The sequence below is a fragment of the Sphingorhabdus sp. genome, from assembly GCF_046596595.1.
Taxonomy (GTDB): domain Bacteria; phylum Pseudomonadota; class Alphaproteobacteria; order Sphingomonadales; family Sphingomonadaceae; genus Sphingorhabdus_B.
This window is the reverse complement of record NZ_JBKJMB010000012.1, coordinates 1-26,990: the sequence shown is the minus strand read 5'-3', so window position 1 is coordinate 26,990 and position 26,990 is coordinate 1. Positions and strand designations below refer to the sequence as shown.

Annotated in this window: 23 protein-coding genes and 1 tRNA gene; 8 read left to right on the top strand and 16 right to left on the bottom strand. The window is 53.0% G+C overall.

Annotated elements, in window-relative coordinates:
• Positions 1–14: 14 nt before the first annotated feature.
• From secF to yajC, 3 genes are all read right to left on the bottom strand, one after another.
• Complete coding sequence (gene secF / locus ACLL9E_RS01015) at positions 15–1,001, bottom strand: protein translocase subunit SecF (RefSeq protein WP_411289890.1); 987 nt, start codon at positions 999–1,001, stop codon at positions 15–17.
• Positions 1,002–1,011: 10 nt separating this feature from the next.
• Entirely contained in the window at positions 1,012–2,610 is a 1,599-nt protein-coding gene (gene secD / locus ACLL9E_RS01010; protein WP_411289889.1) for a protein translocase subunit SecD, read from the bottom strand.
• Between the two features lie 69 nt (positions 2,611–2,679).
• Positions 2,680–3,006 carry a preprotein translocase subunit YajC gene (gene yajC / locus ACLL9E_RS01005; RefSeq protein WP_411289888.1) on the bottom strand — a complete coding sequence of 109 codons (327 nt, stop codon included), beginning with the start codon at positions 3,004–3,006 and terminating at the stop codon, positions 2,680–2,682.
• A gap of 180 nt (positions 3,007–3,186) precedes the next feature.
• Between yajC and ACLL9E_RS01000 the strand changes: the two genes are divergently transcribed.
• From ACLL9E_RS01000 to ACLL9E_RS00980, 5 genes are all read left to right on the top strand, one after another.
• Positions 3,187–3,263, top strand: a tRNA-Pro gene (locus ACLL9E_RS01000).
• 124 nt (positions 3,264–3,387) lie between these two features.
• Complete coding sequence (locus tag ACLL9E_RS00995; protein WP_411289887.1) at positions 3,388–3,930, top strand: glycoside hydrolase family 108 protein; 543 nt, start codon at positions 3,388–3,390, stop codon at positions 3,928–3,930.
• Between the two features lie 23 nt (positions 3,931–3,953).
• On the top strand, positions 3,954–4,367 hold the full coding sequence (locus tag ACLL9E_RS00990; RefSeq protein WP_411289886.1) for a holin family protein: 414 nt from the start codon (positions 3,954–3,956) through the stop codon (positions 4,365–4,367).
• 74 nt (positions 4,368–4,441) lie between these two features.
• Entirely contained in the window at positions 4,442–4,705 is a 264-nt protein-coding gene (locus ACLL9E_RS00985; RefSeq protein ID WP_411289885.1) for a hypothetical protein, read from the top strand.
• A gap of 457 nt (positions 4,706–5,162) precedes the next feature.
• Positions 5,163–5,525: a GtrA family protein gene (locus tag ACLL9E_RS00980; protein ID WP_411289884.1), complete on the top strand. Its 363-nt coding sequence runs from the start codon at positions 5,163–5,165 to the stop codon at positions 5,523–5,525.
• 22 nt (positions 5,526–5,547) lie between these two features.
• On the opposite strand, the gene ACLL9E_RS00975 is transcribed toward ACLL9E_RS00980, so the two are convergent.
• Positions 5,548–6,864 carry a hypothetical protein gene (locus ACLL9E_RS00975; RefSeq protein ID WP_411289883.1) on the bottom strand — a complete coding sequence of 439 codons (1,317 nt, stop codon included), beginning with the start codon at positions 6,862–6,864 and terminating at the stop codon, positions 5,548–5,550.
• A 545-nt stretch (positions 6,865–7,409) separates the two neighbouring features.
• Here ACLL9E_RS00975 and ACLL9E_RS00970 point away from each other — a divergent pair.
• Entirely contained in the window at positions 7,410–8,618 is a 1,209-nt protein-coding gene (locus ACLL9E_RS00970; protein WP_411289882.1) for a glycosyltransferase family 2 protein, read from the top strand.
• The gene (locus tag ACLL9E_RS00965) at positions 8,615–9,244 is read left to right on the top strand and encodes a class I SAM-dependent methyltransferase (protein ID WP_411289881.1); all 630 of its coding nucleotides are present in this window, start codon (positions 8,615–8,617) and stop codon (positions 9,242–9,244) included. The genes ACLL9E_RS00970 and ACLL9E_RS00965 overlap by 4 nt, the downstream gene beginning before the upstream one ends.
• Positions 9,245–9,516: 272 nt before the next feature.
• Here ACLL9E_RS00965 and ACLL9E_RS00960 read toward each other — a convergent pair whose 3' ends face one another.
• The 12 genes from ACLL9E_RS00960 to ACLL9E_RS00905 all read right to left on the bottom strand — a co-directional run bounded on the left by ACLL9E_RS00960 (position 9,517) and on the right by ACLL9E_RS00905 (position 25,739).
• Positions 9,517–10,284, bottom strand: a complete 768-nt coding sequence (locus ACLL9E_RS00960) for a DUF3047 domain-containing protein (RefSeq protein WP_411289880.1) — start codon at positions 10,282–10,284, stop codon at positions 9,517–9,519.
• A 25-nt stretch (positions 10,285–10,309) separates the two neighbouring features.
• Positions 10,310–10,660, bottom strand: coding sequence for a Na+ dependent nucleoside transporter N-terminal domain-containing protein (locus tag ACLL9E_RS00955; protein WP_411289879.1), 351 nt, complete (start codon positions 10,658–10,660; stop codon positions 10,310–10,312).
• Positions 10,661–10,670: 10 nt separating this feature from the next.
• The gene (locus ACLL9E_RS00950; protein ID WP_411289878.1) at positions 10,671–13,712 is read right to left on the bottom strand and encodes a TonB-dependent receptor domain-containing protein; all 3,042 of its coding nucleotides are present in this window, start codon (positions 13,710–13,712) and stop codon (positions 10,671–10,673) included.
• A gap of 105 nt (positions 13,713–13,817) precedes the next feature.
• Positions 13,818–14,240 (bottom strand): hypothetical protein, encoded by a 423-nt coding sequence (locus ACLL9E_RS00945; protein WP_411289877.1) that lies wholly within the window; start codon positions 14,238–14,240, stop codon positions 13,818–13,820.
• A gap of 327 nt (positions 14,241–14,567) precedes the next feature.
• The gene (locus ACLL9E_RS00940) at positions 14,568–15,242 is read right to left on the bottom strand and encodes a nitroreductase family protein (RefSeq protein WP_411289876.1); all 675 of its coding nucleotides are present in this window, start codon (positions 15,240–15,242) and stop codon (positions 14,568–14,570) included.
• Positions 15,243–16,403: 1,161 nt separating this feature from the next.
• Positions 16,404–16,862, bottom strand: coding sequence for a BLUF domain-containing protein (locus ACLL9E_RS00935; RefSeq protein ID WP_411289875.1), 459 nt, complete (start codon positions 16,860–16,862; stop codon positions 16,404–16,406).
• A gap of 482 nt (positions 16,863–17,344) precedes the next feature.
• Positions 17,345–18,478 (bottom strand): tetratricopeptide repeat protein, encoded by a 1,134-nt coding sequence (locus tag ACLL9E_RS00930; RefSeq protein ID WP_411289874.1) that lies wholly within the window; start codon positions 18,476–18,478, stop codon positions 17,345–17,347.
• A 192-nt stretch (positions 18,479–18,670) separates the two neighbouring features.
• On the bottom strand, positions 18,671–20,437 hold the full coding sequence (locus tag ACLL9E_RS00925) for a vWA domain-containing protein (RefSeq protein WP_411289873.1): 1,767 nt from the start codon (positions 20,435–20,437) through the stop codon (positions 18,671–18,673).
• 110 nt (positions 20,438–20,547) lie between these two features.
• Positions 20,548–21,084 (bottom strand): RNA polymerase sigma factor, encoded by a 537-nt coding sequence (locus tag ACLL9E_RS00920; RefSeq protein ID WP_411289872.1) that lies wholly within the window; start codon positions 21,082–21,084, stop codon positions 20,548–20,550.
• Between the two features lie 588 nt (positions 21,085–21,672).
• Positions 21,673–22,212 (bottom strand): hypothetical protein, encoded by a 540-nt coding sequence (locus ACLL9E_RS00915; RefSeq protein ID WP_411289871.1) that lies wholly within the window; start codon positions 22,210–22,212, stop codon positions 21,673–21,675.
• Between the two features lie 248 nt (positions 22,213–22,460).
• On the bottom strand, positions 22,461–23,897 hold the full coding sequence (locus tag ACLL9E_RS00910; RefSeq protein WP_411289870.1) for a DUF1501 domain-containing protein: 1,437 nt from the start codon (positions 23,895–23,897) through the stop codon (positions 22,461–22,463).
• A gap of 9 nt (positions 23,898–23,906) precedes the next feature.
• On the bottom strand, positions 23,907–25,739 hold the full coding sequence (locus ACLL9E_RS00905) for a DUF1800 family protein (RefSeq protein ID WP_411289869.1): 1,833 nt from the start codon (positions 25,737–25,739) through the stop codon (positions 23,907–23,909).
• A 905-nt stretch (positions 25,740–26,644) separates the two neighbouring features.
• On the opposite strand from ACLL9E_RS00905, the gene ACLL9E_RS00900 reads away from it, so the two are divergent.
• Positions 26,645–26,990 (top strand): hypothetical protein (locus ACLL9E_RS00900; protein ID WP_411289868.1); only part of this gene is annotated, 346 nt, incomplete at its 3' end.

Here is a 26,990-nt window from a genome sequence, read left to right as displayed (position 1 = left end):
AGCTTTGCCCGGATTTATGGCTGCGCGCCAAATCCCTCACCAATCCGCTCCGCCTTTGAACCTGAATCATCGGATGGCACAAAGCTATGTGAACCGACCTTGAGCCAGATGAGGATTGGCGCAGCCTGATAGATTGAAGAATATGTTCCGACGACAATTCCGAATGCCATTGCGGCACTAAATCCGAAGATGACATCAGGCCCAAACAAAACAAGCACAACCAGCGGCAGCGAAATCGAAACACTTGTCATAACCGTACGCGACAATGTCTCGTTCACGGATAAGTTCAGCAGCGAAGCCATTTCCATTTTTCGGAACTTCATCAGGTTTTCACGGATACGATCATAGATGACAACCGTATCATTCAGTGAATAGCCAATGATCGTTAGCAACGCCGCGATGATATTGAGGTCAAATTCCCATCCCGTGAGGGCAAACAGCCCGAAGGTGAGCGTTACATCATGCACCAGCGACCATATGGCACCGACTCCAAACTGCCATTCGAACCGGAACCAGATGTAAATAGAAACACCCGCCATTGCCGCGACAAGAGCAAGTATCCCCTTACTGAATAATTCCTCCGACACCTTACCGGATACAGAATCCACGCCGTCGATGCGCACGTCGGGATGGTCAGTCTTTAATTTCGCCGTAATTTTCTCCGCCATAGCGTTGGACAGTTCGGGATTTTTGTCGGCCCCCTCTGGCAGCTTCATTCGGATCGAAACCTGATTTTCCGCTCCAAAGCGCTGAATAGTGGGATCACCATAGCCGAGGCTGCCGACGGTTTCGCGCAATTCGGCAACTGGCGCTGACGCGGTCTGCGTGAATGTTGCACGGATCATTTGTCCGCCGATAAAATCGACGCCGAAGTTCAGGCCCTTGGTCGCCACCAGTCCAACCGATGCGGCCATTAACAGCAAACTGATACCGAACGCCCAGGTGCGCCATTTAAGAAAGTCGATGTTGGTATCATCACGAACGAGTTTAAGCAGTTTCATGTCTAAATCCTCAAATCGTGAGTTCAGTAGGACGGGTGCGTTTTACCCAGCGCGATACCCACATTCGGGTGATGGTTACTGCCGTAAACACCGAAGTCACAATGCCGATCATCAGAACGACGGCGAAACCCCGGATCGGGCCAGACCCGAAAATGAAGAGCAGAACTGCCGCGATGACGTTCGTACTGTTTGCATCGAAAATAGCGCGACTGGCTTCTTTATATCCAAATTCGATTGCCTGCACGACGCGGCGCCCTCGTTTGAGTTCTTCGCGAATACGCTCGTTAATCAGAACGTTGGCATCCACCGCTGCACCAATGGTCAGAACGAAGCCAGCTATCCCCGGCAAGGTCAATGTCGCGTTTGCAAAGGACATGACACCTAAAATCATCAAAACGTTGATAACCAGAGCGAAATTGGCATACATGCCGAAACGGCCATAGACCAGAAACATAAGTACGAGGATTGCGGTCGTGCCGATCACCGCGGCGAGAATCCCCCGCCGGATCGAATCAGCGCCAAGGTCTGGCCCAACAGATCGTTCTTCAACAATCTTGAGATCAACCGGCAGAGCGCCAGACCGAAGCGAGATGGAAAGCGCGTTGGCGCTCTCTGTCGTAAAGCTTCCCGAGATTTGCGAAATACCGCCGAAAATTGGCTCGCGAATTTGCGGCGCAGAGATGACTTGGCCATCCAGAACAATCGCAAATAGCTTGTTCACATTTTGCTGAGTCATTCGGGCAAATCTTTGCCCACCTTCTGAATCGAACTGAATGGTAACTGCGGGTTCGTTCGTTTGCTGGTCAAATGTCGGGTCGGCCTTGACCAATTTGTCGCCTGAAATCCCGCCGAGGCGGCGCACCGCGATATAGGGGAGGCCCGACGGATTGTCCGGATAGGGCAGTACCTGACTTCCAACGCGTGCCTTGCCTAACGCGGTTTGATCAGGGTCGGCCTGTTCATCAACCAGTTTGAATTCCAGCTTTGCAGTTTTACCAATGAGCGCTTTCAATGCTGCCGGGTCATCCAGCCCGGGAACCTGAACCACAATCCGGTTATCACCTTGGCGAATGATGGTGGGCTCAAGTGTACCAAGCGCGTTGATGCGGCGATCGATAACGTCTTTTGCGGTGTCCATCGCCTGATCAAGAGCTGTTTCATTCCCAGCGCTGGCAGGCGAAAGTATCATCCGGTTGCCATCGTTGACACCAATATTCCAGTCGCGGCCCCCCGTGGTGTTGTTGGCCAGCGGGATGAGCACCTCCCGCGCTGCATCGACCTTTGACACATCTGTAACATTGAAACTCAACTGGCCATTGGCACGCGAGACATCAGATATCGCGATTTGCGGTTCCGCCCGGCGCATTGCGGTACGCACGCTGTCCTCCAATGTCTCAAGCCGGGTTTCGGCGAGCTGTGTCGTGTCCGCCTCAAGAAGAATATGGCTCCCCCCGGCAAGGTCAAGACCCAGATTGATCGTTGGCGTTGGGACAAACTGCGCTAGTTGCGTACGCATCTGCGTCGGCAAGAGACTTGGGATAGCGAAAAGCACGCCCAAAATAAGCACGGAGGTGAGCATCCATACGCGCCAACGGGGAAAATCAAGCATAGGCTGGGTCCGAACGAACTATATTGAAAAGAAATAGGGTCAGCACGAATGCCGTACAACCCTTAGCGGTTAATCGTTGGCAGCCTTCGTACCGCGCGATTGCACATTGGCAATCGTTGATTTCACGGCTTTTACGCGCACATTCGGGGCAATTTCAACTTCGACATAATCGTCGGCCACGCGTGTTATTTTACCCATCAGACCGCCAGCAGTGACGACCTCATCATTCTTTTGCACCGCACTGATCTTGGCCTCATGCTCCTTCGCCCGCTTTTGCTGCGGCCGGATCAGAAATAGATAAAACACGACGAAAATGAGCAGGAGCGGGAATAGCTGCACGAAAAAGGCAGAACTGCCAGCACCACCGGCGGCAGCGCTCAAGATAACAAACTCCATGGAAGACCTCGCAAAATTTTTAATGAGACGCCCGTGTTAGGCGCTGCCCTGAAACAATCGGGCGCGATTATCACCTGCACCCACCTGACGCAACGTCAAAGCGTCGACAGCGCGCTTGCATTTCAAAAACCAGCGCCATATACGCGCCCTTCCAGCGGCCTCAACGAGGTCACTGGCGGTCGGGACGTAGCGCAGCCTGGTAGCGCATCACACTGGGGGTGTGGGGGTCGCAGGTTCGAATCCTGTCGTCCCGACCAATTTTCACCAAAAACTTACCCCTCGATCTGTACGCGACGCCTACCGTCGCGAGATGCCAAATTTTACTTTCCTACAAGTTACCATATAGGTTAAATTTGTATTTGAAAGTGAGGTATAATGGTAATGCAGCAGATTGACGATATGATTGAACACCTGATTGATCGCGAAGGTGGTTTTGTTGACCATCCGGCCGACAAAGGTGGCCCTACAATCTGGGGGATTGCCGAGGCTGTTGCACGTAGACAGGGCTATATGGGCCCCATGGCCTTGCTACAGCGCTCGGTCGCGGTCACCATTTACAAACAGCTTTACTGGCAGGCACCTGGGTTTGACCGACTGCACCAGATCGCGCCGAAAGTTGCTGAAGAGCTTTTCGATACTGGCGTGAACATGGGCACCGCAACCGCCATCGGCTCTCTGCAACGTGCGCTGAATGCGCTGAACCGTAATGGCCGGGATTATAGCGACATTACAGTAGATCGCAAAATTGGGCTCATCACGCTGCGGGCAGTTCAAGCATTTTTGCAAAAACGTGGCACTTTGGGTGAACATGTTCTGACAAAGGCGATCGATGCCTTGCAGGGGGCTTATTATGTCCGGCTGGCGGAAGCTCGGCCCGCACAGGAAGCATTTTTATACGGATGGCTCACGAAGCGAATTGGATAATCACTTCAACAAAGGGAATCGAGATGTCACTCATTGAAGGTATCATTGGTCCAATTGCGAGCCTGATCGACAAGATCATACCTGACCCAAAGGCACGGGACGCAGCAAAGCTTGAGCTCATCAAGCTGCAAGGCAGTCAGGAACTGGACGTTCTGCGCGTACAGCTATCGGCGATCCTTGCAGAGGCGCAATCTGCCGATCCGTGGACCAGCCGGGCGCGCCCCAGTTTTTTATATGTGATGTACGCCATTATATTATGGTCCATTCCGATGGGCCTGATCGCCGCGCTGATGCCCGAAGTTGCTGCCAACATAGCGCGCGGGATGAATGCGTATCTGAACGGCTTGCCCGAACCGTTATATGCGTTGTTTGGTACCGGATATCTGGGCTACACCGTTGCACGCCAATGGGGTATTTCGCGCGGAACAGAAAAATAGTTGCACGAGACCGCCTTCATCCGTTAGGCCTGCAAATCCCGCTAGGGTGTAATTGGGACTCAGGAGAATTAAAGATGAAGAAATTAGTCGCAACTGTTGCTGCTCTCGCTTTTGCTGCATCGCTTACCGCATGTGGCGAAGCTGGCGACAAGGCAGCCGAAGAAACCGCAGAAGCAGCAGACGCAACCGGCGAAGCTGTTGAAGCTGGCGCTGAAAATGCCATGAATGCTGCTGAAGGCGCAGCCGACGCAACTGCGGAAGCCGCAAGTGAAGCTACTGCTGACACTGGCGCTGCGGTTGAAGAAGCTGGCAAGGAAATGCAAGACACAGCCAGCTAATAGGCAGTTTCGTATTTGAATTGAGCCCGCCCTGCCTTGTGCAGAGGCGGGCTTTTTCACGCCCATTTTGCCTTAACTTGCCGAGACGATGCTGTCTTGTGCGCATTTTAATATGATAGGTTAAGAGCGGCCAGAAATTGATCAATCGCCAACAGAGACCCGATCCGGCGAGTTTGCCAGACGAAATAATTGCCAGCAAGTGGCAGACAGACAAATTATACTGTCTTTTCTGCTTAGGTCACGGGCATAAGAAGTTCAGAAAAAAGCTATGTTTATTTTTAAGTTTTGTCATAACTTAATGCTTTTGTTGCAAAGCACGTTTGGGGAAACAGATGTGCTTTTCTTGACGACTGAATAGCCAACCGAAGCGTTTTGCCCACTGGAGTATTTGAAATTGAACAATCGGCTCGGTTCTAGTGAGACCGCAAGGCGTATATCCCGAATTGCAGAAAGCAGCATGTTGCGCTTTGGTATCGTAGGTGTTTCCGCGACCATTATATATTATATCGTCGCGTTAATTGCTTCGAAGTTTGGGCTTGTGGCAGTGATGGCAAATCTTGTCGGATATGGCGCTGGGGTCGCGACGTCTTTTGTCGGGCATTTCCACTACACGTTTAAAAAACGCGACAATCACGTTCGCTATTTAATTAGGTTTATCGTCGTCACATTTTTTGGCTACGTCCTGAGCAATGTCATTATTTTTGTCGTAATGGATGTCAATCAAGCCCCTTTTTGGCTAGCGACATTGATCGTTGCTTTAACCCTCCCGCCTGCAAATTGGATTTGCAATCGATACTGGGCCTTTAATGAGTTGGCTTAGAGCATTTCCAAAAATTGATGACTTAACGAGCAGGTTTAACTCTATAAAAGCGTAATGTACCAATTTTGGGCCTTTGGACCAGCGTCAGCCAATCAGGGGTCTCTCCCCGACTTAACACGTTCGCCAGACCATTTCGCGCCTCGTCTACAAGAATGCCGGTTTCGCCATTTCTGCAGAACAGCACATAGTCAATTTTCAACGCGCTGATCTGACGCCGGGCTGAATCGGGTTCTGCCAAAAATGCCAGGAAGGCTTTTCTATTCGGTTCATAGTTTCGATGATTTGATGCGGTCACCACGGAATGATGACTCCTGACCAAGATCGGACCACTCAGGCCAATAGGGGCCAAAACCAGTCCAGCCGGAAACGTGTTTAGTGATGCTGCTGCCAACTGCTTTTCGCACGACGTATCTTTTGCATTATCTGCAAGCTTGGCAGTTTCGGTTTTTCGTTCCTTAATCATAGCCACGGAAGTCAAGATTGACCCGTTCAGTAACACGAGCGACATTGCAAAAGGTATGACACCACCTCCCTCGCGCCATTTTTTCCATGCCGCCGCAAGTACCCACCCGGACGCAATAATCAATGAAACCGAAGCGATCGCTCCGCCTCGGTATTGCCAAATCCGAAGCCCGAGTCCAACAATCACCAAAAGGGCAAGCAGGATAGACAAGTCTTTCTTCGTGCCGCTAAACGCCAGTATCGCCAAGGCAAGAATAAGAAAAATCGGGGTCTGAATGCCAGCTATAGCTTCAAATGGAGACGTATTCCAAACATCAGCAAATGACTTGGTTTCAATTATGTTATCAATCCAAAGCCGTTGCATGAGCGGATCAACTTCATTGTAAGGCGGCCGTACCACCTCAGGAAACGTTAAAACAAGCGCGGCGCCAACTGCTGAAACAAAAACCAGAATTTTTAACCGCGTCGGCGTACTCAAATCTGCTTTGGACGCTAAAACAGTCAAAACGGCAGCGGTGCAAACGATGATCGACAAATGCCCTCGGCCCGCCTCATCATATGTAGCACGTGCCCAATCCGATGGGGGTACGGTGGATAGGTACATAGCAGCCAGAAAAAACGCCATTCCTCCCGCAAACCCAAGCATCATCGAATGGTGCCGCGCCCCATTGAGCGCCCATCTCCCTACGAGCCATAGGGCAATGACCACATAATATGGTGCAGCCTCCAAACCGATCACAAGTGAAGCGGATGCTGCAAATGCCGCGATGATCCCGTTCCAAACACGCTCTTCGCCCGTAATTGCCGCGAGGGACGCCGCCAATAACACAACCTGCAATCCGTGGTGGTCGATCCTGCCAGGTATAAATTCTGCCATAAATTGCGGCGTCCAAGCGGCAACTACAATAGCAAAAATTGCCGCACGAATGCCAAAAAGATTGTGCCCTGCACGTGCGAGACAACAACATGCGGCAAGTAGGAGCGCTGGCGGAACTGTCGAAACTGCAAGCCATTCGGCGTCGTCCCGGCCGACTATTACTTCCCATATCTTAATGGCAACCGCGACGGGAAGGTCAGCCATACGCGACCAGTGCATTGTTAGGCCTTCAGGCGGATTGACCCGGTATTGCGTAACATCCCACCAAGATTGCCCTGCTAGCCAATCGCGCACTTGCGCAAGACGCATATAATTGTCGGGGTCGTTTAGAATTAGCCCCGGAGCGCCTGATCCATAAGGAATCAGAATAGCCCCAATAAATAAGAACCCAACGATGGCGGGTAAAATCCAGGTTATTGGTGATGACAATATCGGACCAAATCTCGATGGTCGTGAATGATCGGACCCCGACAATCGAAACACTATGCAATTTTCCGTTCAAGAAATTAGTAGAGTTTAAACTGATATTCGGTAGATACAATCGAATGCAACTGATTTGTAAGCAAAGTTCAGATGAAGCTGTTTTGACCGAAGTGACTCACGAACTCACAATTGTAATTCCGTGCCTTAACGAAGCTGAGACACTCGGCATTTGTCTTGAAAAGGCGTTCAGGTTCTTTCGCGCTTATGATGTATCTGGCGAAGTAATTGTAGCAGATAATGGTTCGACCGATGGCTCGCAGGAAATTGCTCAATCCGCCGGTGCTCGCGTCGTCAATGTCGAAGAGCGGGGCTATGGAGCGGCCTTAACCGCCGGGATATCGGCGGCCGATACGCCCTATGTTGCCATGGCCGATGGCGACGATAGCTACGATTTCATGGCGTTAATGCCGTTCTTAACGAAACTTCGCGAGGGTTATGACCTTGTTATGGGCAATCGCTTTATGGGCGGAATTGGCCGGGGTGCCATGCCCTCCCTTCACCGGTTCCTCGGAAATCCGGCGTTAAGTTTGGCTGGCAGGATATTTTATAACGCACCAATAGGTGACTTCCATTGCGGCATCCGTGCGTTTAATCGCGAAGCCATTCGTAGCTTGGGGCTGTCGTCAAACGGCATGGAATTCGCGTCGGAAATGGTTGTTAAGGCACAATTGTCCGGATTGCGAATGACCGAGGTTCCCGCTGTCTTGTCACCCGATGGAAGGTCGCGGCCGCCGCATTTGCGCAGTTGGCGGGATGGCTGGAGGCACCTAAAATTTCTTCTCCTTTTCTCGCCTTTCTGGCTTCATGTCTACCCAGGTATAGTGCTCACAATCGTCGGTTTGATCGGATTTATTTTGCTATTGCCCGGATTTGTCACAATCGGGTCCATTAACCTCGGTGTACATTCGCTTCTATTTTTTGCCGCGTCGCTTATTTTGGGGGTCCAGCTCATAAGTCTTGGAATGCTCGCCAGCATTTTCGGGGTTCGAGAAGGTTATTGGCAAGAGGGCAACCGCATGGTTGGCATTCGCAAATTGATGACTATTGACCGTGGTTGCATCATTGGTGGGGCTTTGCTCGTCGCTGGCATTTCCGGATCAATCGCAACCTTTTTGCAGTGGGCAAACGCAGGATATGGCGACATGGTCGTTGAGCGGTTAATGCGCTTCAGCATTCCCTCGATCCTCGCTTGTGTTATCGGGGTGCAGGTAATTTTTACGACCTTCCTTGCCGAGCTTGTCTCCCATCCAAAAAAAGATAATTTCAAATGAACGCTATTCATCACCATTTGGTTTTCAAACGAAGGGTCGCTGTACTCTCTGCTGACATTGGGCGTTTGTTGCCTGAGGGCGCTCGTGTTCTGGATGTTGGCTGCGGAAGTGGTGACATCGCTGCGGCAGTCAAGGTGCTCCGTCCAGATGTCACAATCGACGGCGTGGATGTGCTAGTGAGACCCGGCACTGCTATTTCGGTTCGCGAATATGACGGCGTGACCCTGCCGGAGCTAGACGCATCATATGATGTAGTAATGATGATCGACGTCCTCCATCATACCGATGACCCGACGATAATTCTTCGGGAAGCTGCGCGAGTTTGTAAGCAAGGAATACTTATCAAAGATCATTTTCGAGATGGTCTGCTTGCTGAAGAAACATTGCGGTTGATGGATTGGGCCGGGAACGCAGCCCACGGGGTTAGACTTCCGTACAATTATCTTTCCCGAGAAGAATGGTACCGCGCTTGGAACCGGCTCCAGCTTCACCCGAAAAATATTTCTAGCAAAGTTGATCTTTATCCATTTCCGCTAAACCTATTGTTCGGACGAGAGCTTCACTTCATTGCGTTTTTGGAGCGGAATTCAGTCGATGACCTAAGCGTTGGCATTTTGCCAGACTGAAACCTATCGAATATTGAGAAGAATGGTGCACCCGAACTGATAAAGATGGGCACTCAAATTATTGGGAAATTTCGGTATCAATGCCGACGTGAACGTACGGCAGCAATGTTGGACGTTGCCGACAGTCCGGTATTGGGGCACAATTTATGCTTATCGGACCTTCGTTCATCAGTTAAGTCGATGGCGGCTTTGCGCCCAATTAGTGACATTCCCGAGACCTTTAGGGTTTGCTGAAATCGGACGTTCGTTCAGAGGGCTATATTATCTCTCAGCTATATTTCGCAAGCCTGCGACGGGCCCACCATATGTATATTGGCAAATGCAGCGGTAACTGTTTCGCCAGTGTTGTCGGTGTCGCTTGAGACGGCGATCGAAACAATCCGGCCCGCACTGGTCTTAAACTGTTTTTCGATATCTAAAGCGACGTTGCGTCTTTCAGACACCCATCGACCTGCCCGCTCGTTCCCTGACTGCATAACAACAACGCGCGCGCGGTCTGTGTAAACATTTGGCCTCACCGTTCCGATAGGTAACCGATTATCCCAAACATAGTTGACAACGCCGTCGGGTACCGCGTTTCCTCCAGTGCTTCTGGCCAATGCGAGCTTTGCACGAGTGCCAAGCGACATGCTGTTGACTGGAAGTTGTAATCCGACATAGATTCTCGCCGCCTGATCATCACCGGTTTTGCGGGTAATGTCAGCAGACTTGAGAGCGCCGGAAACGCGCCATTGCCAACACAGGACGGGCGTTTGCCGCAGATCGACGGTAACCCTGCGGGTCAGTAGGGCCATGCTTCTGACCGCCTTCGCCTGTACTGCATTAACACCATCGATGGAGGCTGGCTCAAATCGCGTCGCCGGAACCTTCTTATCAATTCGCACTACCGCCCAACCCGCCAGACCATTTTTAAAATCCCCGATCCAATTGGACTTGGTATTGGCTATTGTTGATCCCGTAATAGCTAAAACCGGAATGGTAAAAGAGAGCAAACGCTTCATCACCATAGTTGATTTCCGGGTATTAAGAATTTCGCTCATCCACGCCTCCATGTATGAAATTTCTCTAGCTACGTGACCGCCCGCGCAGACGCACTTTTTTAACAGAATGGCCCTGACTGACACGGATATCATGGAGGAGAAACGGAATCGGCGCATCTCCTGAATAGCCGAACATGTAACTAGAGCCGACCAAAGTTGCGGTCTCGGTTGCGGCAACTGCTTTATTGACGTAGCCGAAAGGCGTCCAGATGAACGGCACCCGGGTCACTGCCAGCGCTATAGCTATTTGCATGAATATAGCGCCACCGGCCCAACTCCATTTGGGTCGCATTGCACGATCTTCGGTAAATCCCAAGGCTTGCAACAGCACAAATGGGATGCGGATCAATCCTTGAAATTGCTGCGATGTCGCCACCGTTTATCCCTTAAAACTTCCACGCTGCGCCGAACTGGAACTGACGTGGTGGTCCGGCATTGCGCTGGATGAATTCTGCACCGCCGCCAAACTGTATCTGGTTGGACGTTGTCGCAGCATTCGCAAAACCCGATTCATTATTGGTGTTAAACAGGTTAAAGACATCCGCACTCAACTCGAGCTTTCCTGCAAAAGCAGGCACAGCATAACGCAGTCCGAGGTCAACCGAAGCCGACCAGGGCAATCGTCCGGCATTGCGTGTGACGCCAGGATAGCGGTCCGAATTTCCGACAAAATTCTCGCCAAAGGACGCCCCGTCCCCGTTCAGATCCTGCGTGCCGAATATCCGCGCATCTGGCACCAGATTGACCGGTTGCCCCGACTGGAAAAGCCCCGCAAGGGAGAAGGTGAAACCTTCGACCGGATAGAGGAACCCGACCGCCGAGATCACATGACGCCTGTCGTTGGCCGAAGGCCCGTTATCGGCGGCAAAATCATTGGCGTTCGATGCTCGGAAATTAATGTCGTCGGTGTCGTTGGTCAGTTTCGACAGGGTGTAGGAGAGCCGGAACGCATAAGCGTCTTCACCGCGCGCCTTGTTGGCTTGCAACACAAGAGAGCGATAGCGCGCTTTGCCTTGGGTCTCCGAAACCGTGATCTGCCGCGCACCGCCTGCGATGAGCCCAATCGGCCGCGTCAAGTCGGCATTGGCCTGCGAGCGGACTAACCCCAATGTTCGGGCAAGCTCGAAACGGCTCGCATTATCGTTTTGCTCCCGCAGCAGCGCGATATTGGCATCGGTCAGGTTGGCGAGATTGGGCGTGAAGGCCGAAGGCGCGTTCAGATCGCGTAGCCGCACCAGATTGTGCGAGCGGCTGTAGATCACGTCCGCGCTCAGGCTGATTGTATCGGTCGCCTGATATTGATAGCCGCCGCTCAGTTGCAGGCTGTAGGGGTTCTGGTATCCCCTGGGATTGAGGATGCGGGCCTCGTTGAGCGTTGTGGTGTCGCGAAGGGCCTGCACCGCCGACGGTGACGGACAGGCTGAAACCGTAGCACAATTGGGCGAAACGCCCAGATTACCTTCAAAGCTTATGTCGCGAAGGTTGGTCCCTGCAGGGATAGCCCCGAGCGTTTGCAACTGGGCAAGCTGCGTGAGAAAGCCCGGCGCGGTGGTGTTGCGCTGCAATGCATCGGAGATCACGGCATAGCTGAGTTTGCCATTGAATAATCCGACACCAAAACGGAACGAGGAACGTGCATCGGGACGATAATTGACTGACAGGCGCGGCGCAAAATTATCCTTGTCACCTCCGGTGCCGCCCTTTGCGGTCAGGCTGTCATAATCCCAGCGCAGCCCAAGCGTCGCAGTCAGCTTAGGTGAAAGTTGCCATTCATCCTCGATATAGAATGCCAGTTGCGTTTGCGCTGTCCCAAAGCTTTGCGGACGCAGTTCGACCGAATAACCGGCGACGGCGGGGTTGAGAGCCAGGATATCCGGGGCACTGAGCGCCAAGCCTTGGCCACCAGCGATAAGCGTGTTTAACTGGAGTTGCGTCAGATCAACAGTAAAATTGCCGTCGGGATTGCCGCCGCCCAGCAGAGAAAAGTCCGACCGTATGATGTCCGCCCCAACGCTGATCCGGTGATTGCCGGCCTTGCGCTGCAAGCGGTGCGTCGTCTGCCATGTCGCTTCCAGATCGTTGAATACAAAGCCGGGATGGCCGACCACGCCGACGGTCAAGCCAGAGGGGGCGCGGATGGCCACTTGCGGCCCGGCTGGGCCCTTGGGCTTGCCATAATCCCAGCGGAAACGGCTGAACTGCACGGCGCCGTCATAGCTCCAATCATCGCCTGCATAGCTTGCGGTTGCCGCAACGACGGTTGAAAACCGGTCCTGATCCGACCCGGCGCTGGGGAATGTCACATTACCGCCGCCCAAACCGCCGCCGGGACGGTCGATGGTGACGCGTCCGATATTGGCGCGCAAGCCAACGGTCCAATCATCATTCAACCGGTGGTCAAGCCGTAATGAACCAAGATAGAATTCATTGTTGCCCGTCACATTGGCAACGGTACCAATTGCCGATGCATCGACTATCTGCTGATTGCGATCGCGCGTATATTCAAAATTTGCATAGAAAAAGGTACGGTCTTTGACGATCGGCCCGCCGATGCTCGCGCCGGTCTGATAGCGCTCAAAACTCTCTCCCACAGCATTGCCGGACAGGTCACGCCGTGGAAAGACTGAGCGCGAGTCTAATGGTCTTCCGGGGCGAACCAGCGCGAACACTTCGCCGTGATAGTCGTTCGATCCTGACGGTGACGTATAATTGACGATGCCATTGGGGGTGCGGCCATAAACAACCGAGTAGCTGTTGGCGAGCACTGTTACTTCGCGCGTAAAGCCGAGTGGCACGGGGAATTTGGGGCCGCCAAGGAAATTTTCGTTATTGTCGAGCCCGTCGATCAGATAATTGGTATCGAGCCCATTGGAACCGTTGATCGAGATACCGGGCGCTTCTGGAAAGAAGCCGGTGGACGCCACCACATTGGGCAACCGAACCAGCGCACCAATCACGTCACGGCCTTCAACGGGCAATGCTGCCAGTTCCTTGTTGGAAAGCGATGCGGAAATCTCGGCGTTGACAGTATTGATGCCGGTAATGGCCCGTGCGCCGGTCACGATGATTGCGGTGCCGCCAATAGGGTTTAGACGCAGTGTCACGCTCCGCGCAAAGTTGGACCGCAGGGCTAAAGGTTCAGCTTGTGTCGCTTGGTAGCGATCCGAAGCTGGCGCAGATACCGTGTAGCGACCTCCGGTTGTCATCGCCTCAAGTCTGATCAGTCCTTGGTCATCGCTCCGTTCAACCCGGCGCAGGCCAACATCCTTGTTCTCAATAACAATCTCGGCACCGGGCACTGGCATACCCGTTTCTGCATCGACGATGGCGATTTGCAGGCCTGCTTGCTGGGCGATAGCGGGAGATGCGGCAGCGACGGCAAGCACGGCAATGGCGCTGCCCAGAATTATACGAGGCGATAAAAACAAGAGAAATCTCCGAGGACGCGGGCAAAACACTATGCAGGCAAATGCCCGACTATTTCCGGTTGGTAGCCAGCGGCGCTCCATTCTTACATTTCGCAAAAACAAAATTTAGCGCGCCAGCCATTTTGCATCAACGCTTAGCGTATCTTCATCACGGAAAGCCAAAAGTACCAGCGTGGCTGCTGCCATTCCAAGCGACGGGAAAAACAGGATTTGGCTGGTCTCGCGGATCAATAGGTAGAGACCCAGCGGATCAAGCAGATATTTCCAGATGGCCAAAGCACCTGTCACGAGTACCACCGCTTGCGCGGCATAGCTATATTTGCGCCAGAGACCTAAAATACACAGCACGCCAATTACAAGCAGCGCAATGCCCCAAATCGTCTGGATCATTGCGGCGTTACCGAGGCCACCATAATATTTATCGCTGACATGTGCTCCCATTTCGGGTGCGCCCAATCTGACCAGAGCCCACACGGTCAACAGCAGGCCCGTTGAAACGCGCAGGATTAACAATGATATTGCTTTCATACTGCCCTCCATTATTTAATCAGGATATTCTCTACAACTGGCTCGGTGGTTACACAGTTTTTCATCAGATTGAACGTTTTAGGGTGTTCGCTAGAATTATATTCATTCCCCTTGCGACGCGGCGATATCGGCGGGCACAGGCTGGGCGGAAACAGCCAAGCGTTTTGGAAAGCCTCAACTGCAGCTACTCATCGATTCTCGCGCAGAAGCGGACAATCTGCTCCCGTCCCATTTCCAACCATGCGGTTTGTGGCGGAGGTGCCTCTCGAAGTGAACGAAGGGCCAGCCATTCATATTCCCTGCGTCATTCATCAATTTGAAACTAGCTTAAAGCCAGCTTGAAATCTGATCGAGTGGTTTTTTGATCATCGCGTGCGTTGGTATTGTCGCTTTGGGCAACGGATGACCCACGACGATGATCATCACCGGTTTTTCATTCGAAGGGCGATTGCAAATTGCATTGAGAAAGCTCATTGGATTGGGCGTGTGCGTCAGCGTCGCTAGGCGCGATGCGTGCAGGCCAGCAAGCAGGAACCCGGTCGCAATACCCACGCTTTCATGCACATAGTAATTTTGCCGCGTTTCACCTGGATACAGCCCACCCTTACGCTGACCAAAGATGACGATAAGCGCAGGCGCATCTTCCAGATACTGTTTGTCCTCATCGGTACCTAATGGGGTTAGCGCCTCAATCCATTCCTTGCCGGCCTTTCCAGAGTAGAAGATTTTCTCTTCTTCTTCAGCCGCACTGCGAATTTTTTTCTTGAGGGTAGGCGACGTCACTACGGCAAAATGCCATGGTTGATGGTTGGCACCAGAAGGTGCCGTTCCAGCGGCATGAATCGCGGCTTCGATTACATCACGCGGTACGGGTTTAGTCCCGAAATAGCGGCATGATCTGCGCGTTTTTATTTCTTCATAAAACTCTTGCGCCGCCGCTATGCGCTCGTCATCGCTCTTTGCGGGATAAGCAATCCAAGGTATTGATTCATGCGGTGTCATAGTGGCAATTTCCGTTGAGAGTTGACCCGTAATCTTTATCACGCAGTGAGCCGTTCAGGTATATCTCCCGCGAAGCATGGACTGGGTCAAGCGGGTAATTGTTGCCATTTGTATTTTGCGGATGGCAAGCGCAAGTCGCGAAATAATCGTCAGTAGCCAATACCTTTATCTAGGACGCGAACATGCTTATTTACGTGAATGAACGTCCGGCTTCGGAAGCATCGTTGGTTTCTCTGCATGTCCCAGGTGTTAGCGGCAACAGCCAAGCGTACTGACCGGCCCAAATCCCGCCCGGTGCAATTACTTATACAAATGTCCACTTTTGGGATGTGACTTATGCGACCGAATTGTTAGCCATTTTGAACGGCGATATCTATCGAGTAGCCGTCCAATTAAACAAGAAATTGCGATGTTCAGCCCAAGTCTGTCCTTGCACTTTGTTGCCATCTAAACAGGCTGCACTGTGGTAAGGTCCATTCCCATCTGATGTGCGGAAACTGACACACGTCCGTCCGCGATCTACCTTCCATCGGCCACCCTCAATTTTGCTTTCATAGAAGCTGCCTTGCACGCTGCCGTCGGTCCGTAAATCGAGCACCATCAGTTTCGTGTAAGGCTTGTCGGGTTCAGTTGAAAGATCGACAGTCCAATTCCCGTTCAGCTCCGACGCACTGGCAGCGGCTATGGCGCTTAAACCAGCCAAAGAAATCAAAACAAATGACCGAAGTCGCATGAAATTCTCCTCTTTGCTTGAAGCATGGTTTAGCAAATTGCCGCTACCATCTACAACCCCAGCTACGACTTAACGCTCTGTCCAGATGCGTGCAGACATGAACGATCGGCAATTTTAGTACCACAAGTATCATTGACGAACGTCCAGAATGTTCACAGCAACAAAAAAGTGTTCTGGACGGCCTAAACGGCAGCTATTCACCATTCCAAGCACAGAGCCAGACAGTCCGCTCCCGGCCCAATTTCCGCGGTTTCCAATTACCAAATAAATTCCCGCTTTCGGGGTGTGACGATGGTGCTGCAAATGTCAGCAGTTGGACCAGCAAGAGGCATTTAAGCTCAGCTGATTATACGGCATCGTTCACCTGCCCTCCGCATAAGCTGGCAGCTTGATGTATGTGGTGACCGCTTTGACTAGTTTTGCTTAAGCTAATCCAGCGATACCAAGTCAAGGTGCTTGAGAATACGCGTCAGTGCGGCCACATTAGCCTGGTCTTCGGAGCTCAAGAGTGCGTCATTCAGCACCGCGCGGATATCGTCGGCTTCGACCCGCTCCATTTCCCAATTCGGATAGAGGCGCTCGCGCCTTTCCTCACTCCAGTCCAACGATACGACATCACAATGGCGCGGATCGGAGTGGAGGTTAGCGATTAGTTTCTGTACCTCGACGGCTGGCCCCTCGAGCAATTGGAAGAACACGCCATTGCCAAAAACCAGAACCCCAGTGATGCCCCGAGCGATATTGCGGCGTTGAGCCGCTTCGACGATACGGTCTACCTCGAGGTCGTCAACGCCTTCTGTAGCACGGCTGCAGTATACGAAGGTATAAAGCATCGGCGCGCCGTCTTCTAAGTCAGCGCCATTTGGAAAACCGGGTTCATCGAACATGTGTATGCCCCTCTATCTACGCTAAGCAGGCCAAACCGCCCCGGCGCATTTAGCGCATCAATTGAATTTGTGTAAGGGAGCATTCAACTATTATGCGCTATCCGATGCGCGCTGAAAGCGCTCGAGATAGATCGGGTCGCCAGTAACGGGATACCTCACTTAATACCGATAGTACCACAAGCCTGGTCTCAGCTAACAGCCAATCATTCTAACCAGCTTAAACGGCAGCTATTCATTGATCGCCTCACACAAGCAGACAGTCTGCTCCCGGCCCAGTTGCTGCCATCAATGTTTCTAGCCTAAGTGCGTGAACGGACGGCAGCTATTGGGGAGCCTGGTTGTTTATGCGAACGTCCGGAAAGTTAGCGGCCGATCACACGGTCCACTTCGTAATCGGCTAGTGAGCTAGAGAATAAAACGGCTGCGCCCGCAAGTATCCAGTGACGGCGATCCGTATCTAAACAGCGACCAGTCGCGCGCAATTATTTCAGGACTTGTTGATACCGCGAGTCCAAACGTACGGCGTGTCGCTCGTCCAAGAGTGCGCGCTTTGGGTCGCCATATTTGCGCAGAATAACACTGCGATTATAGTATGAACGCGCCGACCTAGGCGCAAGGGTGACCGCGCGATTCAGGTCTGCGATTGCATCCTCGGTTCTGCCGAGCCGATCATAAACAAGCCCGCGGTTGAGATAAGCCGCAGGAAGATTGGGAGCAATCAACAAAGCTGCATCGAATGCCGCAATTGCCTTGTCCAGCCTGCCACTCCAGGCGTAATTTAATCCATCGGACAAATAAGTTTCTGCCTGACTACGAACGCCTTTTTCGGCTTTATCGGCAAGCTTCCGGCATCGTGCAATGGCCTGAATTGGGTCGTTCACAGTACAAGCGTTCCAATCACCACGAGTACGCGATTTATCCCGAGACACGCGCGCCCCGGTAACAATCACCGCGTCTTCGTCCGAGTAGGCTTCGGCGGCAGAAGCGATGGCGACAGCTGGCGAGGAGTCCTGTGCGATTTGTGAACTCGCTCGCCTCTGAAGGCCCATTTTCGGGGCCTCGTTGGCAACCATCGGAGGAGGTGGCGGTGCCGGTGGCGCCGGTGGAGGCGGAGCTGGGGCGGGCGGCGCAGCTAGCATAGGGGCAGACGCAGCTACTTGGACAGCCTTTTCCGAGATAATGTTCTGCGCAATATCATAAGTTTCCGCAGATATCTCGTCCATGCTGACTGCACCCGTTTCATTGGGCGGAGAAGGTAATGCAGGTTTGGTCGCGGGCTCGGACGAGGGACCCGTCTCGCTACGAACCTTGACGGCGCTTGCGCTTGGGCTCGTGCCGTCTATAGCGGGTGGCGAGAATGGCCCGGGGTTCTGCAAAGCGAATGGCACGCTGATCGTCACCGCCACCAATGTAGCTGCAATCAAGGCTGTGTAAGGCCGGCTAATCTTCTTCCGCCACGATGCAGGCTGTGATTTCTGTTTATATGTTTGGGCATCATTAACCCCCGACCGTGCATCGAAACGCGCAAGGGCAGCTGCGATCGCTGTATCGCGCGGTTTTGGAGCAGGGGGAGGTATTTCAGGCAATATTGCCCTGATGTCGTCATCATCCGTCACTGATGCTTCCCGTCAGAAGCAACGCTGTGAAGGCGCGCGCGACCTTGGCAGAAGGCCTGAATATAGAGGGCAAATGTCCGCATCAACCTACCATATACGCACATTGCTCGGCGGTCGATACGGCAGCGCTTGTTCTGAAGCGCTGCCGTGCCATGGCCGAAGTATCAGCTACTGATTTTGGCCTCAATGGGTTCACTGCTCCATTGACCTCGCGGATTTGGCAGCCCGAACCTGATTGGCAAATTCCGTGCGATAGCCAAAGTCGTCACGGCCGCGCGCGGCATTCACGATATTCAGGACATCGTCATAGGTCATAGAGCCATTATAACGGCCACCGCGCAACAGTTCGGCAAAGGAGGCTACGCCAACTGCAAAGCGCGCATCCTGAGGCGCGTTTTCAAATTTTGTATATTCTGTCGCGCGGTTGATTGCCGTCGAGATGAGTTGGCTCGTATCTGATTTTGGGAGCTTGTAACGTATTTTTACAAAACCATACTCACCCGCGCGCTGCCCATCCGCAACGAGTGGCGATGGCTTGGAATACCGAAGATCGCCAATTGCCCGAGGCCCGCCGACAGGAACGATTTCGTAGATTGCAGTGACGGATTGCCCCGATCCTACGTCGCCGGCATCGATTTTGTCGTTATCGAAATCCTCTCGTTTCAGCATGCGAGTTTCATAGCCGACCAAGCGATATTCGGCGACGGTTTCAGGATTGAACTCAACCTGGATTTTGACATCTTTAGCAATCGGGAAAAGGGTCGACGAAGCCTCGTCAACAAGCGTTTTGCGGGCTTCGCCGAGCGTGTCGATATAAGCGGCCGCACCGTTTCCGTTCTGTGCCAGCGACTGCATTAGTGCGTCGTTGTAATTTCCCATGCCATAGCCGAGCACCGACAGAAAAATGCCGTTGCCCCTCTCGCGTTCAACAAATCCTTTCAGCTCATCTGGGTCTGTAATGCCGACATTGAAGTCCCCATCAGTTGCCAGAATGACGCGATTGATCCCGCTTGGGTCGAGGTTCCGCTGTGCAAGCGCATACGCCTGCCGAATACCCTCGGCCCCTGCCGTGCTGCCGCCTGCGCCAAGACGGTCCAGCGCAGCAAAGATTTTGGTCTTCTGACCCGCTGGCGTTGGTTCTAAAGCTGTGCCAGCGCTACCCGCATAGGTAACGATGGATACGCTGTCATCTCCATCAAGTTGTTCAAGCAACATCGCAAGCGATTGTTTGACCAGCGGCAACTTCGAGGGATGGTTCATGGATCCCGACGTGTCGATGAGGAAGACCAGATTGGCACGCGGGCGGGTTGCCGGTGATATTTCATAGCCCTTGATACCTATGCGCACCAGTTTGCGGCCTTCGGTCCATGGGCTTGGTAACACCGTAACGCTGGTGCTGAAGGGCCGCTGCACATCTTTTGGTACAGCATAGTCATAAGGAAAATAATTAATGAGCTCCTCGGTCCGCACAGCAGCGGATTGCGGTAAGACATTGCGGTTCAGGTTGGCTCGGACAAAAGAATAAGACGCGGTATCTACGTCAATTGAGAAGGTCGAAACGGGTTCGTTGACGGTAACCCGAAAGGCATTTTGCTCAGTAGTGGTAAACTTGTCGCGGCCGCTGTCTTGATAATAAGGCATCGCCAAATCGGAGGGCGGCTGAGGAGAGAACGCGTGCATCACCACGGGGCTTACAGGTGGTGGGGGCGCGGGCGGTGCCGGCGGAGCAGAGGTTCCGGCGTAGACCACCGACTTTGTTTCTGATGCGTCACGGCGCGATTGCTTTACGCTCTGCCCCGTCACAATAATGTTTGAAATATCCTCTTCCAAGGTTGGTGCACTTGCGGCATTTTCCGGCTCAAGCGCGGTCGCCGATGTCGCAATATCGTTTGTCTGGGAACAGGCGGCCAAAAGCGAAATCGAAAGGCCAGCCGTGAGCGTATAATGGAAACGGGACATACATTGTCTCCCTAACAACAGCGAAGCTGAATTGCCCGCATGTCCATTAGATGTTTGGGCAACGGAAAAACTTTGCGGTCCTGTAAAAATATTTTGTCGGGCGTGGTGTCTCATTTGTTTTGGCCATCCTTCGGCGCCAGTAGACGCCGGATTTCACGCATGCGCCATGAGACCGTTGCCTCGGCCACCCCCAGGATCTGCGCAGCTTCGCGATGGGTAAGCTGTTGGGCGGCGACAAGAACGGCTGTGTCCCGAAGTTCGGGCTTCAGACGCGCAATCGCGCTTTCAATCCAGATCGTATCGTACGCGTCGCGTCCGTCCGGTCCACGGGTCAGGCCAGCGAGCACGCTTAACTTGTCGCTGAAACGCATGAATGCCGAGCGCCGCCGCCGAAAATCGCGGCAAGCATTGAAGACAATGGCGGACAACCATGTCGTGAATCTGGATTGACCGCGAAAATCGCCGAGCCTTTCGGCAAGAATACAGCAAACATCTTGCGCTATATCATCTGCATCTGCACGTGCGCCGGTGAGACGCCAAGCGAGGCCATGAATAAGTGCATAATGCCGCTGGAGTAGCGTTGCAAAGGCGTCACGATCACCCGCAAGTGCCGCTTTCAGGATTTCGGCGTCATCGCTTTCTTCCATGCCTCATTACCGTCCGCGTAGAAGATTTACGAAAATCTGAGCAAAAGTATATCTTCTCACAGTGTGAAGTGACCCTGCCCATTGTGCCAAAGTATTGTGTTGCCTCAACAGTGGGACCAACGCCACATCATAATTGTTACCAGTCCCTATCCAACCATTTCCCGCCCTTTTCTACAAAATTCCGGTCAGACTGATAGTGTGCTTGCATCTTCAGAACCTAACCTCCGTTCATAAGTTGGAGGCCAAGATAAGCGGATCATAGATTACTTAGCATCAGCTCAAATAAATGTCGCAGTTGGCAGTTCTGGCTAGTGCTTCCCAATAGGCTAAAAGTTCAGGAACGGCCATTTTTAGCGATTGGTCCGACCTGAACGATTGTCTGGTTTCCGCGGTCCGGCGACGACGCTCGAACGACTGCTATGTTAGCGGAAACCGCGTTAACCGGTATGGGTGCCATGAACGTCAGCTTTCAGCGATTTTGCAATAGCTGCTCACTGTTCGGACTCGACACCAAAGCGGACGTGTGTAAGGTAAGAGGCGTCTGTAAAAGCTGCCCTTCGTTCAGCGCCCGCACGTGTTCGGCGCAGGCTACCCTTGAAAGCGCGCCTCAATCCATTCCAGTGTTTCGGCTGCGCTATCGGCGGCGCTTGTCGGATGCCCTCCTGCGCTTTGGATCGAGACAGATTTCAGTCGCGCACCGTCTCGGCATAGCTTGCGGACAAACTCCTTGGTAGTCGCCGGAGCAACGATAGTATCGCCATCATTTTGCGCGATCAGGAACGGCACACCATAATCACGTGCGGATGGGCTGTTGTCGCGCGCAATGTTTTTCCATGGCGTGATCCTGCCCAAATCAACATTTTTGAGACGTGCGCGTAAAATTGCGATGCCGACAATTGTGCCAATCCGCGGCTTCGTCCCAAGGGTGACACAGTTATTGCGGCCCAAACGATTAATTAAGTCACCAGTAGATCTTGTGCCCAAAGTGCGCAGAGAAATGCCATAATGTTGTGACCAGCTATGCGCGGTGAATGCCGTCAAGAAGGCGCGGATAGAAGGATCAGTACCGCCCGTAAGGTTCTCAATCAAATCAGTCGGGGGAGCGACTTTGAGCCTAATTGGAGTCATTTCCGTTCGAACTATAAATCGCCAACATCGTAAAATAATATGAGGGTCTTTTTCAAAGTTAAATAACTTAGGAAATTTCATGCATGGCCAATATGTAATGTATCACCGACTAAAATTTTCTTGCACGCCTCCATATTTTTCCCAGTCAGCACCAGTAACGCCTGAAGGTCTGAAGAGGAAAAATAAGTGTGGCCTAACGATCCCGCATACTATCTGATCCAATTCGCTTTGATCAGTACTGCTTCTATTTACGCTAAAATGCCCAGATTACTGCTGCTGAACCGGCCAATATTTGGGGCAATGCTGGGTAGCTCAGATGGAGATACGCCAAACCAGCTGGCAAGGGTTGCAGCATATTGGTCCACGGATACAGTCGGCAAGAGACGGCCCTGCCCAACCTGGTCGGTACTCGTCACCGATATTTGCGGTGCAGAACCATAATAGCGGCCACCATTCACCGCGCCGCCCAATATGAAGTGATGCGAACCCCAGCCATGATCGGAACCATCGCCATTTGATTGCAGGGTTCGCCCAAAGTCGGATGCGGTGAATGTGGTGACTTTGTCAGCGACGCCAAGTTCTAGCGTCGCGCGATAAAATGCGTCCATCGCGAAATCAAGTTGACCCATCAAGCCGCCCTGATTGCGGATCAGGTTATCGTGCAAATCAAAGCCGCCCATGCTGACCATGAATACCTGCCTTCGTGCGCCCAGTGGTTGGCGCGCCGCGATGAGGCGGGCAACCACGCGCAATTGCGATGCTAGGCTGTTGTTCCCTGCCGGCGGCGTAAAAGAGGTGGCAAGCGTAACTGGCTGTAATGCGGCAGTAACCACGCTTTCGGCGTCAATCGACCGCTTCGAAACGCGGTTGTATTCGGCTTCCAATACGTGATTGCTCGTTTGGGTCATTAAGGTCCGCAATGCCGCGCTCCCGGCCGACGAACCGTACAGATTGTTTTTGATGCCAGTAACGGCCACGGCGCCGCTTGATGACACCTGATATGAAAGCGCTTGCTGGCCTGAAAGGAGCACAGCGTTGCCGGTGGCAGAAATGCAGGTAAACAACGAGTTGGCGTTGCTAGAAAGTGCAAGGTCGCCCATCCGTCCGCCCCATCCGTCGGTCGCGCCCTCGGGCTTCGATGACTGCCAGGTCGATTGCTGGTCGTTATGCGAAAACAGCTTGGCCGGACGCGGGTTAGCGACCTGATTGGAGCTTTGATATTGCGCCAGCGTCAAAGGCGTGATCAGTGGGCCGACATTGAGCAATGGTGCCATTTTACCCTCGTCAAACCGCGCCTTCAGCCGCGTCATTTCGGGCGCTAGAGCATATTGCAGATTGTTGGTGAGAACCTGTCCGCCAGCCGGGGTGAGCGCAGTGGCAGCCAAACTGGCGCGCGACAGTGTGATGCCCCCCGCCGTTTGCCCGGCCCCTCCGCCACGTATTGCGCTGTAAAGGTCATAATTGGTCGAATCGAACGGGATGAGCGTGCTGTTATGATCATTGCCGCCATAGAGAAAAATGCACACCAGCGCTTTGTAATCGTTGCCAGCGCTAAACGCTGCAGCCTCGCCAATTCCGGCAAGTCCCAGCGCCCAAGACGATGCTGTCCCAGCAATCGCTACTTGTTTCGAACGCCGGAGAAAGGCGCGCCGCGATAGATCATTCATTGCGGTAATGTGCAACATAAGGCTACCTTATTTCTGGACCAGATAGTCGGGTGAAGCCATGATAAGCAGAATGGCCATGTAGATGCGGCGCTGCTTTTCAGCTGTGGTACTCGTTGCCAAGACCGTCGTTGCATCAAGTGCGGCTTTGATCGTGGCCTTGCTACTGTCGGAAATCTGGTTTGCGGCCAGCAACAGGCATATCCGATCAAGCAGGGCGGCAGAGTTGTCGGCAATCGCCAGTTCGCTGGTATAGGTCGCCTTCACGTCACCGCCGACGCCGTTGGTGCTGCCGATAGCCGAGGTCATGTAATTGACATAGCCAGGCGTGCTGCTCTCGTTCACCAATTGGAATTCGGGCGCGACCATTGAATTGGTTGCAATCGCGGTGTTCGCAGGCACATATCCAGGCCTGAAAAAATTGAACACCGAAGGCGACCGCAATGCACTTTGGCCCAGACCACTGACGAGGTCCGATAGGTTGCCGATCCGCCAGTTGCCGCTGGTCGAGGTTGCACCGAACGTGCGCGCCCATTGTACGAAGCGGAGCATCGGTTCACGAACCTTACCGAACGTGGGAGTGGTAAGACCCGCGGCATTCGTCGCTTCGGCGTCCAACAATATGGCTTTGAAGACGGCCCTCAAATCACCACGAACGCCCGAACCGTTGTCATTAAAGACGCGTGCGACACGGTCGACATAGGCTGGACTGGGGTTGCTTGTCACCAACCGCTGGATCATCTGCCGTCCGAAAAATGGACCTACATTGGCATGGTTGAACAAAGCATCGAGCGCAGTCTTGAGTGCTGTTGTTCCGTCGGTATTTGCTGGAATTGTTGTGCCAAGGAACGTCGCCTCTAGCGTCGAATGCTGGCTCGTCGTGCTGGGTCGTTCCCATTTCGAAGGGTCGAGTGTCATTGATCGCAAGACATAGCCTGTCCCGTTAATCAGTCGGTTTGGGTCGCCCGTTGACGGTGTCCTGACATTCCCCGTAAAATCCCAGTCATAGCCGGTAAAGACGCGTGCCAGATTTGTGACGTCGCTATTATTGTAGGTTTCAATGGGCTGATTATTCGCGTCCAGTTTGCGCGAGCCGTCGTTGTTGAGTTGGTACAGACCGATCGTGAAAAGCTGCATCATCTCGCGTGCGTAATTTTCGTCGGGTACACGCCCTGTTCGCGTATCTTCTTTCCGGTTACCACGCGTGCTGAGATAATAGCCCATCGCGGGGTTTAGAGTAACGTCTTCGAGCAATTTGCGATAGTTGCCGAACGCGTTGCTGTTGAGCTGATCCCAATAGAACGCGATTGCCTGTGCCCGCCAGCTGAAATCCAACCCGCCGAGCGACACGACAAAAAATTCCGACAGCGCCAGCGCAGCGCGTTTACGAACGCCATTGGCCTCACTCATCAGCTGGTTCCAGATCATGTAATCGCCTGGATATTCATTATCGAAGAAGTTATCGGCTGTGACCTGATCATAGCCGCGGGACGATAGCCAAGCGACGCCGGTCTGGCTGATAGGCACGTCCAGTTGCGCGTTGAGCCAAGGCTCATAGCCTATGGACCGTATGTTGCTGATTTCCGCGTCGGTTACCGACAGGCTTGATTTCAGAATAAAGCGCGCCGCTTCTGCGTCTGTCGTTGGTTTGGCGACCTGAACCGATGGTGGAGGAGGAGTCGCTGCTGTCGGACTACCGCCGCCCCCTCCGCCGCATGCGGCAAGTGCCAGCGATGCAGCGGGAATTGTATAGACCAAAGGTGGCGTCGCCGAAGGGTCATCTGCCACGACCGGATGGAAATCCGACGGAGTGTCTTTTTCGACCGCGCCATCAAGGCTCACCGGATGAAGCGCTTCCTTCATATAATACCCCCCCACACTTCAGTGAAAGCGGTCTCCAAAAATGCCGGCACCGATTTCATCTTTAACGTGAAGCTAGCGAGGATTGCTCAAGAGACTGTTTCGGTAGGTGGTTAATATAGCTTAAGATCTTAGTTCGCCGCGGGCACGCGGATTGGTCATGGCGGTATCTACGGCAAAAGCGCCAACACTGATCAACTGCTCCACAGGGGTCAAATACCCAATGCCCCCAAGCGCCCCAGTGGTTAGACCTCAACGCACCTGTAAATTTTGACGTGCTTTAAACCTAGTAGCGAGACCAAAACCGGACAGTCGGGCTACGGCCCATTCCCGCGCCTTCCGATTACTTAGACAAATGTCTGCTTTCGGGATGTGACTTAGCCGTCAGGAATGTCGGCCATGTTGTCGTGTCCCGGCAGGCAGCTTTCAGGGCCAAAGTGCGCAAAGCTGACGTTCAGGGGGCTTAAACCGGCAAAGGCGGCTCCCGCTAACATTGCTGCCGTTCATTCAGCCAATCGGGCGTCGCAAATCCTGCCATTCGTTCATCATGCATTTTCGCGCTGCCTACGGCTGCCTTTGTGGATCAGGCCAGGGTGTACCGATGGCTGGTTTGTTGTGGACAGCGGACGGGCAGCTTTTAGGAGGTTGAGGCCAATAGCAGCCATTCATCCAGATTTGGCGACGACAGCTTCGCACCGAATGTAAGTCATTCGAGGTCCTGTCAGAACCTCCTAAAAGCGGACGTTGAGTGGTCCTGAGAAATTGGCAGCAATGTAGAATATTCTGTTGAAAAATTCAGGAAGTCTAATTTAGCTACTCGCGATCGATCAGATGGAACCTCGTGCGTGACGTGTTGTAACAATATTACCCACAGCTCACAAAGATTGAAAGAAGATTACTTTGCTTTAATGGAGCCCCGCGATCCCGACCTAGTTGCGCGGTTCGCCGATCACAAGTCACGGCGTATTAATCTCGAAAAACAGATCAGCGAGTTGGAAAAGTTAACCGACAAGAAAATTGGCGCAATAACTGATGAACAGATTGAGCGATTCGCTTCAGCCATTCGCGCCAAGCTGCGCGATCCGTCCGACCCGCAACTGCGCAAACGCTATGTCTCCGCATTTGTGTCAAACGTGTCCATGTCACGACAAAAGATTGTAATTCACGGCCCAAAGGCGGCGCTGCCGAACGCTTTGCTTAGCGATAACGCTAATCCACCAGCGGTACGTACTTCTGTAAGTAAATGGTGCACCC

What these genes read in the sequence shown, in the direction of transcription:
- ACLL9E_RS00925 (WP_411289873.1), bottom strand. Translation starts at nt 20,437, where the DNA reads ATGTCCCGTTTCCATTATACGCTCACGGCTGGCCTTTCGATTTCGCTT.
- ACLL9E_RS00985 (WP_411289885.1), top strand. Translation starts at nt 4,442, where the DNA reads ATGAAGAAATTAGTCGCAACTGTTGCTGCTCTCGCTTTTGCTGCATCG.
- ACLL9E_RS00970 (WP_411289882.1), top strand. Translation starts at nt 7,410, where the DNA reads ATGCAACTGATTTGTAAGCAAAGTTCAGATGAAGCTGTTTTGACCGAA.
- ACLL9E_RS00915 (WP_411289871.1), bottom strand. Translation starts at nt 22,212, where the DNA reads ATGACTCCAATTAGGCTCAAAGTCGCTCCCCCGACTGATTTGATTGAG.
- ACLL9E_RS00990 (WP_411289886.1), top strand. Translation starts at nt 3,954, where the DNA reads ATGTCACTCATTGAAGGTATCATTGGTCCAATTGCGAGCCTGATCGAC.
- ACLL9E_RS00965 (WP_411289881.1), top strand. Translation starts at nt 8,615, where the DNA reads ATGAACGCTATTCATCACCATTTGGTTTTCAAACGAAGGGTCGCTGTA.
- ACLL9E_RS00905 (WP_411289869.1), bottom strand. Translation starts at nt 25,739, where the DNA reads ATGAAGGAAGCGCTTCATCCGGTGAGCCTTGATGGCGCGGTCGAAAAA.
- ACLL9E_RS00960 (WP_411289880.1), bottom strand. Translation starts at nt 10,284, where the DNA reads ATGAGCGAAATTCTTAATACCCGGAAATCAACTATGGTGATGAAGCGT.
- ACLL9E_RS00920 (WP_411289872.1), bottom strand. Translation starts at nt 21,084, where the DNA reads ATGGAAGAAAGCGATGACGCCGAAATCCTGAAAGCGGCACTTGCGGGT.
- ACLL9E_RS00945 (WP_411289877.1), bottom strand. Translation starts at nt 14,240, where the DNA reads ATGAAAGCAATATCATTGTTAATCCTGCGCGTTTCAACGGGCCTGCTG.
- secF (WP_411289890.1), bottom strand. Translation starts at nt 1,001, where the DNA reads ATGAAACTGCTTAAACTCGTTCGTGATGATACCAACATCGACTTTCTT.
- yajC (WP_411289888.1), bottom strand. Translation starts at nt 3,006, where the DNA reads ATGGAGTTTGTTATCTTGAGCGCTGCCGCCGGTGGTGCTGGCAGTTCT.
- ACLL9E_RS00995 (WP_411289887.1), top strand. Translation starts at nt 3,388, where the DNA reads ATGCAGCAGATTGACGATATGATTGAACACCTGATTGATCGCGAAGGT.
- ACLL9E_RS00940 (WP_411289876.1), bottom strand. Translation starts at nt 15,242, where the DNA reads ATGACACCGCATGAATCAATACCTTGGATTGCTTATCCCGCAAAGAGC.
- ACLL9E_RS00975 (WP_411289883.1), bottom strand. Translation starts at nt 6,864, where the DNA reads ATGGCAGAATTTATACCTGGCAGGATCGACCACCACGGATTGCAGGTT.
- ACLL9E_RS00910 (WP_411289870.1), bottom strand. Translation starts at nt 23,897, where the DNA reads ATGTTGCACATTACCGCAATGAATGATCTATCGCGGCGCGCCTTTCTC.
- ACLL9E_RS00980 (WP_411289884.1), top strand. Translation starts at nt 5,163, where the DNA reads ATGTTGCGCTTTGGTATCGTAGGTGTTTCCGCGACCATTATATATTAT.
- secD (WP_411289889.1), bottom strand. Translation starts at nt 2,610, where the DNA reads ATGCTTGATTTTCCCCGTTGGCGCGTATGGATGCTCACCTCCGTGCTT.
- ACLL9E_RS00935 (WP_411289875.1), bottom strand. Translation starts at nt 16,862, where the DNA reads ATGTTCGATGAACCCGGTTTTCCAAATGGCGCTGACTTAGAAGACGGC.